The 17,332-nt window shown below is 62.6% G+C and carries 18 protein-coding genes; 13 read left to right on the top strand and 5 right to left on the bottom strand.

From position 1 onward, the window contains the following. Positions 1-223: 223 nt before the first annotated feature. Complete coding sequence (locus AB4O05_RS02785) at positions 224-946, bottom strand: 3'-5' exonuclease (protein ID WP_460133281.1); 723 nt, start codon at positions 944-946, stop codon at positions 224-226. After that, complete coding sequence (locus AB4O05_RS02780; RefSeq protein WP_460164833.1) at positions 943-2,823, bottom strand: DUF294 nucleotidyltransferase-like domain-containing protein; 1,881 nt, start codon at positions 2,821-2,823, stop codon at positions 943-945. Before AB4O05_RS02780 ends, AB4O05_RS02785 begins: the two co-directional genes overlap by 4 nt. A 261-nt stretch (positions 2,824-3,084) precedes the next feature. Here AB4O05_RS02780 and nhaA point away from each other — a divergent pair, with 261 nt between their 5' ends. The 12 genes from nhaA to madM all read left to right on the top strand — a co-directional run bounded on the left by nhaA (position 3,085) and on the right by madM (position 13,176). Continuing rightward, complete coding sequence (nhaA, locus tag AB4O05_RS02775) at positions 3,085-4,431, top strand: Na+/H+ antiporter NhaA (protein ID WP_460133283.1); 1,347 nt, start codon at positions 3,085-3,087, stop codon at positions 4,429-4,431. Positions 4,432-4,782: 351 nt separating this feature from the next. Beyond that, positions 4,783-5,022, top strand: coding sequence for a DUF6124 family protein (locus tag AB4O05_RS02770; RefSeq protein WP_460133285.1), 240 nt, complete (start codon positions 4,783-4,785; stop codon positions 5,020-5,022). A 189-nt stretch (positions 5,023-5,211) separates the two neighbouring features. Continuing rightward, on the top strand, positions 5,212-5,934 hold the full coding sequence (locus AB4O05_RS02765; protein WP_460133287.1) for a hypothetical protein: 723 nt from the start codon (positions 5,212-5,214) through the stop codon (positions 5,932-5,934). 120 nt (positions 5,935-6,054) lie between these two features. Then, positions 6,055-7,725, top strand: coding sequence for a malonate decarboxylase subunit alpha (mdcA, locus tag AB4O05_RS02760; RefSeq protein ID WP_460133290.1), 1,671 nt, complete (start codon positions 6,055-6,057; stop codon positions 7,723-7,725). Next, on the top strand, positions 7,726-8,559 hold the full coding sequence (locus tag AB4O05_RS02755) for a triphosphoribosyl-dephospho-CoA synthase (protein ID WP_460133291.1): 834 nt from the start codon (positions 7,726-7,728) through the stop codon (positions 8,557-8,559). Further along, complete coding sequence (locus tag AB4O05_RS02750) at positions 8,559-8,858, top strand: malonate decarboxylase subunit delta (RefSeq protein ID WP_460133292.1); 300 nt, start codon at positions 8,559-8,561, stop codon at positions 8,856-8,858. The genes AB4O05_RS02755 and AB4O05_RS02750 overlap by 1 nt, the downstream gene beginning before the upstream one ends. Beyond that, positions 8,851-9,693, top strand: coding sequence for a biotin-independent malonate decarboxylase subunit beta (locus AB4O05_RS02745; protein WP_460133295.1), 843 nt, complete (start codon positions 8,851-8,853; stop codon positions 9,691-9,693). Before AB4O05_RS02750 ends, AB4O05_RS02745 begins: the two co-directional genes overlap by 8 nt. After that, a complete protein-coding gene (gene mdcE, locus AB4O05_RS02740) occupies positions 9,690-10,460 on the top strand; it encodes a biotin-independent malonate decarboxylase subunit gamma (protein WP_460133298.1) in 771 nt (256 codons plus the stop codon). The genes AB4O05_RS02745 and mdcE overlap by 4 nt, the downstream gene beginning before the upstream one ends. Next, positions 10,454-11,050 (top strand): malonate decarboxylase holo-ACP synthase, encoded by a 597-nt coding sequence (locus AB4O05_RS02735; RefSeq protein WP_460133300.1) that lies wholly within the window; start codon positions 10,454-10,456, stop codon positions 11,048-11,050. Before mdcE ends, AB4O05_RS02735 begins: the two co-directional genes overlap by 7 nt. Then, positions 11,047-11,946, top strand: a complete 900-nt coding sequence (gene mdcH / locus AB4O05_RS02730) for a malonate decarboxylase subunit epsilon (protein ID WP_460133302.1) — start codon at positions 11,047-11,049, stop codon at positions 11,944-11,946. The genes AB4O05_RS02735 and mdcH overlap by 4 nt, the downstream gene beginning before the upstream one ends. 67 nt (positions 11,947-12,013) lie before the next feature. After that, positions 12,014-12,406, top strand: a complete 393-nt coding sequence (gene madL, locus AB4O05_RS02725) for a malonate transporter subunit MadL (protein ID WP_460133304.1) — start codon at positions 12,014-12,016, stop codon at positions 12,404-12,406. Positions 12,407-12,411: 5 nt separating this feature from the next. Further along, positions 12,412-13,176 carry a malonate transporter subunit MadM gene (gene madM / locus AB4O05_RS02720; protein WP_460133306.1) on the top strand — a complete coding sequence of 255 codons (765 nt, stop codon included), beginning with the start codon at positions 12,412-12,414 and terminating at the stop codon, positions 13,174-13,176. A 9-nt stretch (positions 13,177-13,185) separates the two neighbouring features. Here the strand turns inward: madM and AB4O05_RS02715 are convergent, their stop codons facing one another. Further along, positions 13,186-14,100: a LysR family transcriptional regulator gene (locus AB4O05_RS02715; RefSeq protein ID WP_460133308.1), complete on the bottom strand. Its 915-nt coding sequence runs from the start codon at positions 14,098-14,100 to the stop codon at positions 13,186-13,188. A gap of 144 nt (positions 14,101-14,244) precedes the next feature. On the opposite strand from AB4O05_RS02715, the gene trhA reads away from it, so the two are divergent. Further along, positions 14,245-14,862: a PAQR family membrane homeostasis protein TrhA gene (trhA, locus tag AB4O05_RS02710; RefSeq protein ID WP_460133311.1), complete on the top strand. Its 618-nt coding sequence runs from the start codon at positions 14,245-14,247 to the stop codon at positions 14,860-14,862. 204 nt (positions 14,863-15,066) lie between these two features. Here the strand turns inward: trhA and AB4O05_RS02705 are convergent, their stop codons facing one another. Together AB4O05_RS02705 and AB4O05_RS02700 are read right to left on the bottom strand one after the other, a co-directional pair. After that, complete coding sequence (locus tag AB4O05_RS02705; RefSeq protein ID WP_460133313.1) at positions 15,067-15,786, bottom strand: 16S rRNA (uracil(1498)-N(3))-methyltransferase; 720 nt, start codon at positions 15,784-15,786, stop codon at positions 15,067-15,069. A 91-nt stretch (positions 15,787-15,877) separates the two neighbouring features. Next, positions 15,878-17,284 (bottom strand): adenosylmethionine--8-amino-7-oxononanoate transaminase, encoded by a 1,407-nt coding sequence (locus AB4O05_RS02700; protein WP_460133315.1) that lies wholly within the window; start codon positions 17,282-17,284, stop codon positions 15,878-15,880. Positions 17,285-17,332 lie beyond the last annotated feature (48 nt).

The following is a 17,332-nucleotide window of genomic DNA, read 5'->3' as shown; positions in this document are numbered from 1 at the left end:
CAGTTAAGGAGGAACACTGTAACTGTGGCGAGCGGGCTTGCCCCGCGTTGGGCTGCGAAGCAGCCCCAATAAAAGCGCCGCAGTGTGCCAGGCAGGTCCGGGGCTAAGTTTTGGGGCTGCTGCGCAGCCCAACGCGGGGCAAGCCCGCTCGCCACAGGTACCGGTGGCTCGTTCTATCTCTTAACTGACTGGCATTAGCCGCAGGGCGCACCTTTTTTTGGGCTTAATCCCACAGCGTCTCGATCGGTGTGTCCGGCCCATAATGATGGGCGATCTGCGCCTGGAACAATTCCGCCGTGGCCAACGCATCCGTGAGCGCGTGATGGGCATGGTAGCTGGGCAGATGATAGCGCTCGCGGCTGTCGGCCAGCCTGATCGAAGATTGCGTACGGCGCAGCAACCGGTCGACCCAGCGGCGTTTGCCTCGGTGCATGCGCGCTTCAAGCTGCATAGTGTCGATGATGGGAAATTGCAGGCCTTCGCCCAACTGCCGGCGCAGGGTCTGGTCCAGGAAACCGCGCTCGATATTCCGGTAGTGCACCACCATCACCTTACCGGCCATGGTGTCGAGCAGTGCATCCAGTACATCGGCAATGGGCGGCGCATTCAGCACGTCTGAATGCGTGATGTGGTGGAACGTCACCGACTGTTCGTTCAACTCCGACGGCGGCTTGATCACCCAGTAGAGCGCCTGGCCGCAGCGTATGCGCTTGAGCGTGAACGGGATCAGGCCGATGCTGACAATGCTGTGAGCGTTGGGGTTCAGGCCGGTGGTCTCCACATCCATGGCCAGCAGTTGCACCTGTTCAATGGGCGTTTGCGCGGCAACTGCCCCCGCACGATAGAATTTTTGCAGGCTTGGGTGACGTGCTTCCTGTGCCAGTGCCTGGAACCGGTCAGCCCAGTCCAGATGTTCGTGAGGTCCGACCGTTGAAGAACGTCTCACTGGTTCGGCCGTCCCTTGGCCGGGTAGCGAAAGCGCAGGAAGTTCTGCGCATTGCTCAACACCTGGAAAGCCTCCTTGAGGTTGTGCCGTTCGCTGGTGGAGAAGCGCTCGGGCTCGATGTAGTTGTCTGGCGTTTCGCCTAGCTCCATGGCCTCGGCCTGATGGCGGATGCGCACCATGGAAAGAAATTCCAAGGCGTAGCGCAGATGTTCGACCGCTTCGGGCTGCAACAATTGGGTGTTGCTGATGGCCTCAAGCCGATCAAACGAGTTCTGCGCCGTACTGGCGCAGGCCAGGGCATGGATACGAATCAGGTCAGTGAGCGGTGCGGTGCCTCGGCCCTTGAGATTGATGATGCGCTTTTGCCGACCGTCCGTTTCCACCACGAACGTGCGGAAGAACCCCAGGGGGGGCGTGCGGTTCAGGGCGATTCGCGCCATCGCATGCAAAAAGGCCGGGTGCCGGCTGGATTTTTGCGCACACAGGGCCTTGAGCGTCTGCACCAGTTCAAGTTGGCCGTACACCCCATCCAGGTCGAAGAAAATGCAGCTGTTGAGCAACGTCGCGGGGTTGGGTTTTTCTATCCATTGCTCAAAGTAGGCCTTCCACACGCGCAACGGCTGGCGCCACTGGTCGTTGGTGGCCATGATCCCGCCTTTGCAATAGCTGTAGCCACAGGCAGCGAGGCCGTCGCTGACAAAGGTGGCCAGGCTGCGGAAATACCCGTCATGCAGCGCGGGGTCGAATTGGTCGTCGAGTACCAGCGCATTGTCCTGATCGGTGACCAGCAGTTGCTCATCGCGTGCCATCGAGCCCAGGACCATGAAGCAATAAGGCACCGGCGGGGGGCCCAACTTTTTTTCGGCCAACTCCAGCAGACGCTGGGTGAACGCCCGGCCAATACCCGAAATCGCACTGCCGATCATGTGGGCAGTCGCACCGTCGCGGACCATACGGATATAAGTGCCACGCAAATCGCGCAGTAACCCGCGCAGGCCTTCGGCTGAGGTCTGGTTGGAGATGCGATTGACCAGGTACAGGCTGCTCTGGGACTCGTAGCGGATGATGTCCGACAGGTTGATCAACCCCAGGGTGTGCCCCTTATGCATCACCGGCAGGTGGTGGATATTGCGGCGCAGCATCACCAGCATGGCTTCGAACACGGAGTCGTCGGCCTGGATTGCTGCTGGGTCGACGGTCATGATCTCGCTGATCACGGTGGCGGTATCGCTGCGCGCTGCCGCGACGACGCGGGTGCGCAGGTCGCGGTCGGTGACCAGGCCCACCATCCTGGCGTGCTGCCCATCACCCGGCGCCATCACCACGACACACGACACGCTCTGTTCGGTCATGACCTTGGCGGCTTCGTGTACAGAAGTGTCGGCGGTTACCCATACCAGTGAACGCGAGATCAGCGCGCGCGTTTTCAGCTGGATCAGTTCGCTCGCCCGGCCCTGGGACTCCACTGCGGTCTTGAGCCGGGAATGCCCTTCGGCTTCGACGAAATCAGCAAAGGTGTCGTTTTGCGCGCACAGTTCGGCGAACAGCTCGGCGGGGATAAAGTAAATCAGACTGTCTTCCAGCGCCCTGGCCGGAAAGCGCACTTTGTTACTGCGCAGCAAGCCTGCCTGGCCGAAGATATCGCCCTCGACCAGGCGGTCGTAGAGTTCGCCGTTGCGTCGATAAATCTCCACGGCGCCACTGCGCACGTAATGCAGATGCTGGATAACCGCTCCCGCTTCAAGGATTTCGGCGCCGGCCTTGAAGTAGCTGACTTCAATGCGCCGGGCGATGCTCTCCAGCGATTCGAGCGGCAGCGCGTCGAAAGGCGGGAAACGGTGAAGGTGATCGCGAATCTCCTGTAACTCGATCTGCATGAAACCTCGCAGGTGGTTGGATTAAAAGAAGCCACGCCATTGGGTGTCGGTGATGGCGCATCGGCGCTTGATGCGGTTCAACCTTACCACCTGTGGTTCGCGTTCGAGGAATGGCTCACGGGCCACAGGTTCATTCGATGCGCTGCATCGGGTTTGCATCCGTCGCGTCGGCTTCTTATCATCGCCGCGGGTGCTGTGCCGCGTGTCGCGTGCAGCAGGTTAAATCTCAAGCGTTGGTCGGGCCGCCAACGGAGTACCCCCGTGTCTTTAAAACAATCGGTCTCCCGCGCTATTCCTCGCCCGCAGGTACTCACCGAGCGCGCGTTGTCCGCTCTGGAGCGGTTCTCCCATATCGAAGCGGTCAGCGGTATCGCCTTGCTGGTGGCGGCCCTCGTTGCCCTGGCCTGGGCCAATAGCCCGTATGCCGCCAGCTATGATCATCTCTGGCATACCCAGGTGAGCCTGGGGTTCGGCGACTGGAGTGTTTCCCGGTCGCTGCACTTTCTGGTGAACGATGGCCTGATGACGATTTTTTTCCTGGTGGTGGGCGCGGAGATTCGCCAGGAAATCCACGACGGTGCCCTGGCGAGCTTGAAGATGGCCCTGTTGCCGCTGGGGGCCGCGTTGGGTGGCGTACTGATGCCGGCGCTCATTTACCTGGCGATCAACCATGGCACGCCGGCCAGCAATGGCTGGGCGGTGCCGACCGCCACGGACATTGCCTTCGCGGTGGGCGTCCTGGCGTTGTTGGGCAAGTCTATTCCCGGCGGCGTGCGGATTTTGTTGCTGGCCCTGGCAATCATCGATGACATCGTCGCGATTCTGATCATCGCGCTGTTCTACACCGCCAGCCTCGACTACAGCGGCGTGATGATTGCTCTGGGCGGCGTCCTGATGGTGCTGCTGTTCCAGCGCATGGGCATCAGCAAGATGGCAATCTACATCCTGCCGGGAGCGATTGTCTGGTACGGCCTGTTCAAGACCGGCGTGCACCCGACACTGGCCGGCGTGCTGCTGGGGTTGATGAGCCCGGTGCGTTCGATGCCGATGCGTGAGCGTCCGCTGGAAAGCCTGCAACGCAACTTTCATGAGCTGGTCGACAAGTTCTCCGCAAAAGGCCCCGATCCGCACACCGTCACTCAACCGCTCAAGCAGATACGCCAGGCCCAGCGCGAGATGCTTTCGCCCGTACAACGGATCCAGGCCACGCTGCATCCCTGGGTGGCGTTCGGCATCATGCCGCTGTTCGCCCTGGCCAACGCCGGGGTGAGCCTGGCCGGTGCCAACCTGGCAGAAGGCATGTCCCAGCACGTGTTCATCGCGGTGATGCTGGCCTTGGTGGTGGGCAAGCCGGTCGGGGTCATGCTGGCGTGCGGGCTGTTGGTCAAATCCAGGTTGTGCCAGTTGCCGCAGGGGGTCACCTGGTCCGGGGTGATGCTGGTGGGTTTGCTGGCGGGTATCGGTTTCACGATGTCGATCTTCATCGCCTCGCTGGCATTCGACGATACCAGCCTGCTGTCCGCTGCCAAGCTGAGCGTACTCTGCGCCTCGGGCGTGGCGGCGGTGCTGGGGTTGAGTTGGGGTTGGGCCCAGCGCAAGCGCGGCTGACCGTCTGCACGGACGAGAGCTCGCTGGGCGGGCTCTCGGATTTTTCCTGCAAGACTTTGGGGTGTGCGTGAACTTGTCGCGTGCGGACAGCAGGCCTAGTCTTCGTCCCGTCATCGCAAAAAACGGTGACACGGACGTGCAAGTCCGACGAAACTGTTTAGGCGTACAAACGCCCTGCCAACCAACGGGCGTTTTTTGTGCTCGCTGCTTTATGGCGGCTGCGCGCAGGAGGTTTTCGGACCTGCTGGGTGTCCTAAACAGGCCCGGTCTTGCACACCTGCGCACGGTCGCCACCCTCATTCGCGTGCAAGCGAACGGTGGCGCTCCTTACTACTGTTTAGGAGTTTCAACATGATCAAACCTACCCCCAATCCGCCCCTCTTCACCGTAAACCCCCACCAAAACACCGAAACCCTGCTGGTCAATGCCAGCGAAACCCTGGCCTCCCTCAACGCACTCACCTGCAATCTGGCCTTCGACCTGGACTTATCCCAGCGCGCAATCATGCTCGGGATTCAGCAGATGGCCGCGTTGGGGCAGTTGCTGGTTGATAGAGCCCTTGAGCAGGTCAGCCCGGCGCCTGCATCTTGAAACGGTCCCAAACAGGGACCGATCATTCCCTATTTGGGACCGCTATTTAACAGACACCACTGAACAAGGGTGGCGAGCCCGCTCGCCACAGAGGCATACCTTGCCGCGCAGCATCTGATCCCTTCATCGTAAAGATCCCCGCCCCACTGCCGATAGCCAAGGGAGTTTTTCGACAGAAGTATCGACGCAATGTGGCTTTTGGATGGGTTTGCCTGGCTGTACGACCTCAACCGTTTTACCGGCGCGTTGTTGATGTGGTTCGGGGTGCTGGTGCTCACGGCGGCGGTGACCATGAACGTGCAGTCCAACCGCGCAAAGCTGTGGGGGTTCATGATTACCACCGCAGGCGCGGTGTTTATCCTGGTGTACCTCGAAAGCCTAAAGCTGGTCGGTGCCGATAAGGCAATCAGGGGCGTAGTGAGCAACTTTGTGGTCATGACCCTGGGCGGTCTTGGCTCGGGTCTGCTGGCGGTGGCGATATCCGAGAGGCCTACTCCGGAAGAAGATAAACAGGCCCGAGGGTTTATCCGTGATCGTCTGCTGGACGCGCTTGAATACGCCTTTGTGTATGTCTCGATTTGCGCGTTCACCTTGTTCGCGGTGTGCTTGCCGCTCAACCTGCTGGGCTGGCCTCCCGTCGACGAGCACGACTTGCTGAGCCTGCTGATGGTGTGCCTGGGCGCCCTGCTGGGTTACGCGATAGTCTCCCGTCCCAGTCGCTTGAGAAACTGGGAGCAACTGGGCGGCTGCGCGCTGGTGGCGCTGCTCTTGCTGCTGTTGCCGGTTTACGCACAGGCGCTATCACGCCTCTGGGAGTGGAGTTGGGCGGCCGTGTTGGGGCTGCACGTTTTTGCAGCGTTGGCATTGTTCAGGACCGTATGGTTCCACCGCAGCGAATGGCACAGCACCTGAACGCCCGTGTTCATTGAGCCATCATTAACCCAGGCGTAACAGTCCAACGCCCAGCTTGATTGATGGCCCCCTCAATCACTCCTAAGGTAAGCCCCACGACAGCAAACCCGTGGAGCGACCATGACAACAACAATAAACCCCGACTCGCGCTGGACGCGGCGGCGCGACGAGAAGCAGCGGCGGCTCGGGCTGGTCAAAAAGTACGCAGACGGGGCGGTGTTGCCCAGTGACCGAATCGTCGAAGCGCTGGAAGCCCTGATCCTCCCCGGCGACCGTGTGGTGCTGGAGGGCAACAACCAGAAGCAGGCCGATTTCCTTTCGCGCTCCCTGGCCAAGGCCGACCCCGCCAAGCTCCACGATTTGCACATGATCATGCCCAGTGTCGGCCGTTCCGAGCACCTGGACCTGTTTGAAAAGGGCATCGCCCGCAAGCTGGATTTCTCTTTCGCCGGCACCCAATCCCTGCGCATCAGCCAGTTGCTGGAAGACGGCCTGCTGGAAATCGGAGCGATTCACACCTACATCGAACTCTATGCCCGCCTGGTGGTGGACCTGATCCCCAACGTCGTCCTCTGCGCCGGGTTCATGGCCGACCGTGCCGGCAATATCTACACCGGCGCCAGTACCGAAGATACTCCGGCGCTGATCGAGCCGGCAGCCTTCAGCGATGGCATCGTCATCGTGCAGGTCAACCAGTTGGTGGATGACGTCACCGACTTGCCCCGCGTCGACATCCCCGCCAGTTGGGTGGATTTCGTGGTGGTGGCCGACAAACCGTTCTACATCGAGCCGCTGTTCACCCGTGACCCGCGCCATATCAAGCCGGTGCATGTGCTGATGGCGATGATGGCGATCCGTGGCATCTACGAAAAACACAATGTGCAGTCGCTCAACCATGGCATCGGCTTCAACACCGCCGCCATCGAGCTGATTCTGCCCACCTACGGCGAGTCCCTGGGCCTGAAGGGCAAGATCTGCCGCAACTGGACCCTCAACCCGCACCCCACGCTGATCCCGGCCATCGAAAGCGGTTGGGTGCAAAGCGTGCATTGCTTCGGCACCGAACTGGGCATGGAAAACTACATCGCCGCACGGCCGGATGTGTTCTTCACCGGCCGCGACGGCTCGATGCGCTCCAACCGGATGTTCTGCCAACTGGCCGGCCAATACGCCGTGGACCTGTTTATCGGCGCCACCCTGCAAGTCGATGGTGATGGCCATTCCAGCACCGTGACCCGTGGCCGCCTCGCCGGTTTTGGCGGCGCGCCGAACATGGGCCACGACCCACGCGGCCGCCGTCATGGCACCCCGGCCTGGCTGGATATGCGCCACGACGATGCGCCCGAAGCCTTGCTCGAACGCGGCAAAAAACTGGTGGTGCAAATGGTCGAAACCTTCCAGGAAGGCGGCAAGCCCACCTTCGTCAACACCCTCGACGCGGTGGAGGTGGCGCGCAAAAGCGGCATGCCCCTGGCGCCGATCATGATCTACGGCGACGACGTCACCCACCTGCTCACCGAAGAAGGCATCGCCTACCTGTACAAGGCGCGTTCCCTGGAAGAACGCCAGGCGATGATCGCCGCCGTCGCCGGGGTGACCGCCATCGGCATGCGCCACAACCCCAAGGACACCGCGCGCATGCGCCGCGAAGGCTTGATCGCCTTGCCCGAGGACCTGGGGATTCGCCGCACCGACGCCTCCCGCGAGTTGTTGGCCGCCAAGAGCGTGGCCGACCTGGTGGAGTGGTCCGGTGGCCTGTACAACCCGCCCGCCAAATTCAGGAGCTGGTAAATGCGCGCTCTCAAACTGCATGAACTGAGCCTCGCGGATCGCCTGGCGGATATGGCCGTCGAGGCGCTGATCGATGAAGCCGACCTGTCGCCCAAGCCCGCCCTGGTGGACCGTCGTGGCAACGGTGCCCACAGCGATTTGCACCTGGGGCTGATGCACGCTTCGGCGCTGTCCCTGTGGCCGATGTTCAAGGCAATGGCTGAGGCTGCGATTGAAGTCGGTGAAGTCGGTTTGCCTCTGCGTGAAGCCCTCGGGCGTATCGGTCGCGAAGGCGAGCAGGCGATGCTTGCCACCACCCAGGGTGTGAACACCCATCGAGGTGCGATCTGGGCGCTGGGCTTGTTGACCGCATCGGCAGCCCTGCAACCGCGTGCCATAACGCTGAATGCCGCCAGATTAGCCCTGCTCAACGACCGCGATGCCCCTCAACCGATGAGCCACGGCGCCCAGGTCGCTCAACGCTACGGCGCACGCGGTGCCCGTGAAGAGGCGCAACTGGGCTTCCCTTCCGTGATGCAACGCGGCCTGCCGCAACTGCATAAAAGCCGCCGCCAAAATGCCGGTGAACAGAACGCCCGTCTCGACGCGTTGCTGGCGATCATGACCGAGCTGGCCGACACCTGCGTGCTCTACCGCGCCGGCACCGAAGGCCTGCAAGCCATGCAACGCGGCGCACAAGCGGTGCTGGAGGCCGGCGGCAGCGCAACCCTCGCCGGGCGCCGCCACCTGCACGAACTGGACAAGCAACTCCTGGCCCTGAATGCCTCCCCCGGTGGCGCCGCCGACCTGTTGGCCGCCTGCCTGTTTATCGACCGCCTCGACGGAGCGTTGTGATGGAAACCTTATCCTTTGAATTCCCCGCCGGGCAGCCACCCAAAGGCCGTGCGCTGGTGGGTTGCGTCGGCTCCGGCGACCTGGAAGTGCTGCTGGAACCGGGTACGCCCGGCACGCTGAGCATCCAGGTGCAGACCTCGGTCAATGGTGCCCAGCAACGCTGGCAGCACCTGTTCGAACGGATCTTCCAGGAACAGACGCCGCCAGCGCTGAAGATCGATATCCATGATTTCGGCGCCACCCCTGGCGTGGTGCGCTTGCGCCTGGAGCAAGGTTTCGAGGAGATCGGTCATGACTGACTTGCTGGCTAAACACAGCTTTGTCGAACTGGGCGCGCGTCAGCGGGCCAAGGCCTTGTTGGATGCCGGTTCCTACCGCGAACTGATCGACCCGTTCCAACGCGTCATGTCGCCGTGGCTGAGCCGGCAAGGCGTGGTGCCCCAGGCCGACGACGGTGTAATCATCGCCAAAGGTAGCATCGACGGTTTGCCTGTGGTGGTGGCGGCCATCGAAGGTAACTTCCAGGGCGGCAGCCTCGGTGAAGTCGGCGGCGCTAAAATCGCCGGGGCGCTGGAATTGGCCGCTGAAGACAACCGCAAAGGCATCCCCACCCGCGCCGTGTTGCTGCTGGAAACCGGCGGTGTGCGCCTGCAGGAAGCCAACCTCGGCCTGGCGGCGATTGCCGATATCCACGCGGCGATTGTCGACCTGCGCCAGTACCAGCCGGTGATCGCCGTGGTGGCGGGCAGTGTCGGCTGCTTTGGCGGTATGTCCATCGCCGCCGGATTGTGCAGTTACCTGGTGGTCACCCGTGAAGCGCGCCTGGGGCTCAACGGTCCGCAAGTGATCGAACAGGAAGCCGGCCTGGAAGAATACGACTCACGCGACCGGCCCTTCATCTGGAGCCTTACCGGCGGCGAGCAGCGCTTCAACAGTGGCCTGGCCGACCGTTACGTGGCCGACGATGTAGCGCAGATCCAACAGACGATCACCGCGCTGCTGCACACAGGCTTACCCGCTCAACAGCGCAGCCGGCAGGCCGATCTCTACCTGGCACGCTTGGCCGAATTGGACGCCACAGCGCAAATCGACCCGGCGACGGTTCGTGATCTGTATCAGGGAGAACGCGCATGAGAGGGTTGCAGTGGTTCAATGCATTGAGCGCTGGCGCGACGCCTGTCGAGGGTTTGCCTAACTCGCTGAAAGTCGCTGACGGCGTACTGGGTGAACACGCGGTGCGCTTTATCGCTGTGGTCACCGACGCGCACAACCGTTTCCCCCGTGCGCGCAACGGCGAAGTCGGCTTGCTCGAAGGCTGGGGCCTGGCCAAAGCCGTGGATGAAGCCATCGCCCGCGGCGACAAGCGCCCGATCATCGCCATCGTCGATGTGCCGAGCCAAGCCTACGGGCGTCGCGAAGAAGCCCTCGGTATCCATCAAGCCCTGGCCGCCGCCGCCGATGCCTACGCCCGGGCCCGCTTGGCCGGGCACCCGGTGATCGCGCTGCTGGTGGGCAAGGCGATGTCCGGCGCGTTCCTGGCCCACGGTTACCAGGCCAACCGCCTGATCGCCCTGCGCGACCCCGGTGTGATGGTGCACGCCATGGGCAAGGCTTCGGCCGCGCGGGTGACCCTGCGCAGCGTTGAGGAGCTGGAAGCCCTGGCCGCCAGCGTGCCGCCCATGGCCTATGACATCGACAGCTTTGCCAGCCTTGGCTTGCTCTGGGAAACGTTGTCTGTGAGCCAGATTGAACAGCCGACACCAGAGGACGTGGTGCGGGTCAGCGATTGCCTGCTCAGCGCGATCGAGGATGTCGACGGCAGTGATTTGAGTGGTCGCCTCGGCGCCACCCACCGCGCCGCTTCCAGCCATGTACGCCAACTGTTGCGGGAGCAATGGTGAACGCCCACGACCTGCTCTGGGGCATGACCCCGGCGCATCTGCCCGCCGACGCGCCGGCCTGGGCGGTGGACGCGCTCGGCGCCGGCCACCCGGTGGTGGTGCGTCGCGCCATCGCCGAGCCGGGCCAGGTGGCGGTCGGTGTGCGCGGGCGGTTGCGTGAGCAGCGCTTCGCTGCCCGGATGCCAGTTGCAGCGGTGCGCCGGCGCGTGGTGCCGGAAGCCTTGCGCGGCGTGATGTCTACACGGGATTTACCCGCGTTGCAGGCGTTGGAACAGCTACGGCCGGTGCTGGCGAACACCTGTTGGGGCGTCAGTGGCAGTGCGGGTTTTGAGTTGGCCACCGGCATCGAAGCGCTGCATGCCGGGAGTGACCTGGATTTGATTCTGCGCGCACCCGAGCCACTGGAACGCAACAGGGCACGGGCGCTTCTGGCGACGTTGGACAAGGCGGTATGCGCCGTAGACCTGCAACTGCAAACCCCGTTTGGTGCGGTGGCCTTGCGTGAGTGGGCCGGCCCGTCACGGCGGGTGCTGCTCAAGACCGCCAGCGGTGCGCACCTGGTACTCGACCCCTGGCAGGGCGTGGCATGAGCAGCCTGCTGGTGTTCCCAGGGCAGGGCGCGCAGCGGCCGGGCATGTTGCAACGGTTATCGGCTGATGTGCTGGATGAAGCCAGCAGTGCCTTGGGGGAGGACGTTCGCCCACTCGATTCTGCGCAAGCCCTTGAGTCGACGCGCGCAGTGCAGCTATGCCTGCTGATCGCTGGCGTGGCCCATGCGCGCCTGCTGCAACACACGCCGGATTACGTGGCGGGCTTGTCCATTGGCGCCTACCCGGCAGCGGTGATTGCAGGTGCGTTGGCGTTTGCTGATGCCGTGCGGCTGGTCGCCCTGCGCGGTGAGCTGATGCAACAGGCTTATCCACAGGGCTACGGCATGACTGCGATCATCGGCGTGGAGTTATCCACCGTCGAGCACGTGCTGGCTCAGATCCACAGCCCGCAGACGCCGGTGTACCTGGCCAATATCAATGCCGACAACCAGACCGTGATCGCCGGCAGCGACGCCGCGATGAACCGTGTCGCGCAACGCATCCAAGGCAATGGTGTGGCCAGGCGCCTGGCCGTGAGCGTGCCGTCTCATTGCGCGCTGCTTGACGCACCCGCCCAGGCCCTGGCCCAGGCTTTCGTCCCGCTCAAGGCGCCGCGCATCACCTACCTGAGCAGCACGCGCGCGCGGCCGATCCACAACCCGGAGCAACTGCGCGATGACCTGGCCTTCAACATGTGCCGCATCGTCGACTGGCGCGGCACCGTGCAAAGCGCTTACGAACGCGGCGTGCGCCTGCAGATCGAGCTGCCACCCGGCGCCGTGCTCACCGGCCTGTCACGCCGCGTATTTGAACAAGGTACGGTGATCGCCTGTGAAGGCGCGCGCCTGGATACGTTGCAGGCCCTGCTGCAAGAGGAGGAGCGCCGCCACCGATAAAGCACCACCCAAGGCTTTCGAAGCACAAAAACAACAATTTCGATCGAGCACTTTGAGGACAACAACCATGATTATCTACGGTGTGGCGTTTCTGGCGTTTTGTACGTTGGCAGGGCTGTTTATCGGTGAACTGCTGGGTAAATGGATGGGCATCCCGGCCAACGTCGGCGGGGTGGGTATCGCCATGCTGCTGTTGATCGGCCTGGGCAGTTACCTGAGCAAACGCGGCTGGTTTACCCGCAACTCGGAGGCGGGCGTGAGCTTCTGGGCAGCGATTTATATCCCGATCGTGGTGGCCATGGCGGCGCAGCAGAACGTGTATGGCGCCATCAGTGGCGGGCCCATGGCGATATTGGCCGGGACCCTGGCCGTGGTGCTGGGCTTTGCCCTGGTGCCGGTGCTGGTGCGCATCGGCAACCGTGAGCCGAGCGCAGTTGTTCCTACCAAAGAAGCCGGGTGATCGCCATGTACGAATCGATGATGAAAGTGATCACCGGCTACGGCCTGATCAGTGGCTTTGCGGTGATCGGCCTGACCATGTGGGTGTCCTACTGGATTTCCGACACCTTCACCAAGGGCCGCCTGCACGGCTCGGCCATCGCCATTCTGCTGGGGCTGGTGTTGTCGTATGTGGGCGGTGCCTTTACCGGTGGTTCCAAAGGCGTGGTGGATATTCCGCTGTTGTCGGGCATCGGCCTGCTGGGCGGGGCGATGCTGCGCGACTTTGCCATCGTCGCCACGGCCTTTGGCGTGAGTGTGGATGAGCTCAAGCGCGCCGGATACGTCGGCGTGCTGGCGCTGTTTGTCGGCGTGGGGTCTTCCTTCGTGGCCGGGGTCGGGGTGGCGATGGCGTTCGGCTACACCGATGCGGTGAGTCTCACCACCATTGGCGCGGGTGCCGTGACCTACATCGTCGGCCCGGTCACTGGCGCGGCGATTGGCGCCAGTTCCGAGGTGATGGCGCTGTCCATTGCCGCCGGGTTGATCAAGGCCATTCTGGTGATGGTGATGACGCCCTTCGTGGCGCCTTTGATCGGCTTGAACAACCCCCGCAGCGCGGTGATTTTTGGCGGGCTGATGGGCACCTCCAGCGGCGTGGCGGGCGGCCTGGCGGCGACCGATCCGAAGCTGGTGCCTTATGGCTGTTTGACCGCCGCGTTTTATACGGCACTGGGGTGCCTGCTGGGGCCGTCGTTGTTGTTTTTGATGATGCGCGCTCTGGTGGGGTAGCGTCCAAGCTCAGGCCTGGCGATTGGCATACATCCGGCATTCGGCCAACAACGCCAGCAAATTCGGGTCGCGTTCCTTGGCCTTCAAGAACACCACGCCAATATGCTGCTGCAACCGATACCTGGGTTGCAGCGGTATCAACTTCACGCGGTTCTCATACACCGCTGCAATCCTGCCTGGCAGCAACGCATAACCCACGCCCGAACTGACCATGCTCAGCAGGGTGAAGATGTCATTGACCTGCATCGCCACCTTTGGCTCGAACCCTGCCTGCTTGAACACGCGATTGCCGTCCTGGTGGGTGGCGAAGCCTTGGGTGAGGGTGATGAAGGTGGCGTCGCGCACGTCGGCCAGGTCGATTTCGCGCTCGCGATCGAAGGGCGAATCGGCGGGGGTGGCGAGGAAAATGTCGTCGGAAAACAGCGCGATCTGTTCACAATCGGGGTCGTTGGCGTGCTCGTCGAGGGAGATCAGGATCGCGTCGACTTCCATGTTCTTGAGCTTGTAGAGCAGGTCGAAGTTGGAGCCCAGGATCAGGTCGATATTGAGTTCGCTGCGGCGGATCTTCAGGCCCATGATCAGTTGCGGTACGGTTTTTACCGTCAGCGAATACAGCGAGCCGAGCTTGAAGCGTTCGGCGGAGAAGCCGGCGGCCTCGCGGGTCAGACGTACGCTGTCGACCACATCGGCGATCAGTTTCTGCGCGCGTTCTTCGAGGACGTAGGCGCTTTCCAGCGGCGTGAGGTTGCGGCCCTCGTGTTTGAACAGCGGGCAGCGCAGGGCGCTTTCCAGGGAGTGGATGGCGCGGTGCACGCTGACGTTGCTGGTGTGCAGCTCGGCGGCGGCGCGGGCCAGGTTGCCGGTGCGCATGAACGCCAGGAAGATCTCGAGCTTCTTGAGGGTGAATTCTTCATCGATCAGCATGGCCTTGGGCTCTTGTTCGAATGCCCTCGATTGTGCCCGCAAAACCGCGCGGCGTCGCCGGAACGTCATAAGGCGCTTGCACTCTTATGCGCAAGGCTGGACGCTGGCGGCCAGTCGTCAACGGTTGCGGGAGGTCAATGACACATGTACCACGGGGAACGATTCAACGCCTGGAGCCATTTGCTTGGTGCAGTCGCGGCGTGTATTGGCGCCGTGTGGATGCTGGTGGTGGCGAGCCTGGATGGCAGCCCCTGGAAGATCGTCAGCGTGGCGATTTATGGCTTTACGCTGATGGTGCTGTACAGCGCGTCGACCGTGTACCACAGCGTGCAGGGGCGGCGAAAAGCGATCATGCAGAAGGTCGATCACTTTTCGATCTACCTGTTGATTGCCGGCAGCTATACGCCGTTTTGCCTGGTGACCTTGCGCGGGCCGTGGGGTTGGACGCTGTTCGGCATCGTGTGGGGGCTGGCGGTGATCGGTATCCTGCAGGAGATCAAGCCGCGCTCCGAGGCGCGCATCCTGTCTATCGTGATCTACGCGGTAATGGGCTGGATCGTGCTGGTGGCGGTCAAGCCATTGCTCGCCGCGCTGGGCACGGCGGGGTTTATCTGGCTGGCATCGGGCGGGGTGCTGTACACCGTCGGCATTATCTTTTTTGCCCTGGAGGATCGTCTGCGACATTCCCATGGGATCTGGCACTTGTTCGTGATCGGCGGCAGCCTGCTGCATTTCGTGGCGATCATGCATTACGTGCTGTAACCCTGTGGGGGCTGGCTTGCCTGCGAAGACCGTCAACGATAACGCGGGAAACCTGATCCCCCCGCGGTGTTCTCGGGTTTTTCGCGAGCAAGAACTAGGCGTCACCCTCGCTCCTACACAAGTGTGACCGGTCTGTGTCCATGCCGAGCGGGGGCACGTGGGCAAGCCAGCTCCCACATTCTTGATTGGATTTACACGGCGAGGTTAGAAGTCGCCCCACAATTGCTGGGCCACGGCCAGTGCGACGACCGGCGCGGTTTCGGTGCGCAATACGCGCGGACCCAGGCGGGCGGCGTGGAAGCCGGCAGCTTGGGCGGTGTCGACTTCGCTGTCGGTCAGCCCGCCTTCAGGCCCGATCAGGAAGGCCAGGCTCGACGGCTTGGCATGGCTGACCAATGGTTCGGCCACCGGGTGCAGCACCAGTTTCAGGTCGGCCTCGGCCTGCTTGAGCCAGTCGGCCAGCAGCAGCGGTGGATGAATCACCGGCACCGTCGAACGCCCGCATTGCTCGCACGCGCTGATCGCTACCTGGCGCCAGTGCAGCAAGCGTTTGTCGGCGCGTTCGTCCTTGAGGCGCACTTCGCAGCGCTCGCTGAAGATCGGTGTGATCGCGTTGACGCCCAACTCGGTGGCTTTCTGGATCGCCCAATCCATGCGCTCGCCGCGGGACAAGCCTTGGCCGAGATGGATATGCAGCGGCGATTCGGCCTGACCGGCGAAGTGTTCGGTGAGTTGTACCGTGACGCGTTTTTTACCGACCTCCAGCAACGTGCCACGAAACTCCTGGCCGGAACCGTCGAATAATTGCACGGCATCGCCTTCGCCCATGCGCAGCACGCGGCTGATGTAATGCGCCTGGGCTTCAGGCAGTTCAACCTCGCCGAGGCTCAGCGGGGTGTCGGTGAAAAAGCGGGACAGTCTCATTTCTGTTCTCTGGAAAAATACAAAAGCTGTGGGAGCCGGGCTTGCCCGCGATAGCGGTAGGCCCGACACCCGATCAGTCGAGTGAACCTAATCAGCCCGGATCACGAAAGCCTGGGTGGAAGTCCTTCGGCACCGCCACACTGACTTTGCTATTGGTGGCGATATCGATGCCTTCGCTGGCCACTTCGGCCAAAAAGTCGATCTGCTCCGGGGTGATCACATAGGGTGGCAGGAAGTACACCACGCTGCCCAGCGGCCGCAACAGCGCGCCACGTTCCAGGGCGTGCTCGAACACCTTCAGGCCACGGCGTTCCTGCCACGGGTAGGCGGTCTTGGTGGCTTTGTCCTGGACCATCTCGATGGCCAGCACCATGCCGGTCTGGCGCACTTCCGCCACATGGGGGTGGTCCACCAGGTGCGAGGTGGCGGTGGCCATGCGCTGGGCCAGGGCCTTGTTGTTTTCGATGACGTTGTCTTCTTCGAAAATATCCAGGGTCGCCAGGGCCGCCGCGCACGCCAGCGGGTTGCCGGTGTAGCTGTGGGAATGCAGGAAGGCACGCAGGGTCGGGTAGTCGTCGTAGAACGCGTCGTAGACATCATCGGTGGTGACCACCGCCGCCAACGGCAGGTAACCGCCAGTGAGGGCCTTGGACAGGCACAGGAAGTCCGGGCGGATGCCGGCCTGCTCACAGGCGAACATTGTTCCGGTACGGCCGAAGCCCACGGCGATTTCATCGTGGATCAGGTGCACGCCGTAGCGGTCGCAGGCCTCGCGCAGCAACTTGAGGTATACCGGGTGGTACATGCGCATGCCGCCGGCGCCCTGGATCAGCGGTTCGACGATCACGGCGGCGACGCTGTCGTGGTGGTCGGCCAGGGTCTGTTCCATGGCCAGGAACATGTTGCGCGAGTGTTCTTCCCAGCTCATGCTCTCGGGGCGCTGGTAGCAATCCGGGCTGGGCACCTTGAGGGTGTCGAGCAGCAGTGCCTTGTAGGTCTCGGTAAACAGCGGTACGTCGCCCACCGACATGGCGGCGATGGTTTCGCCGTGGTAGCTGTTGGTCAGGGTGACGAAGCGTTTTTTATTCGGCAGGCCGCGGTTGAGCCAATAGTGGAAGCTCATTTTCAGCGCGACTTCGATGCACGACGAGCCGTTGTCGGCGTAGAAGCAGCGCGTCAGGCCCTCGGGTGTCATCGCCACCAGGCGCTCCGACAATTCGATCACCGGCTGGTGGCTGAAACCGGCAAGGATCACGTGTTCCAGTTGGTCGACCTGATCCTTGATGCGCTGGTTGATGCGTGGGTTGGCGTGGCCGAACACGTTGACCCACCAGGAGCTCACGGCGTCGAGGTAGCGCTTGCCTTCGAAGTCTTCCAGCCACACGCCTTCGCCGCGCTTGATCGGGATCAGCGGCAGTTGCTGATGGTCTTTCATCTGAGTGCAGGGATGCCACAGCACCGCAAGGTCGCGTTGCATCCACTGGTTGTTCAAGCCCATCGTTTATCTCCTCGAAACGGTCCTGCGCGCGGCGCAGGTGGAACAATC

The organism is Pseudomonas sp. S1_G07 (assembly GCF_054668565.1).
The sequence above is the reverse complement of the archived record's forward strand: the minus strand, read 5'-3'. Positions and strand labels throughout refer to the sequence as shown.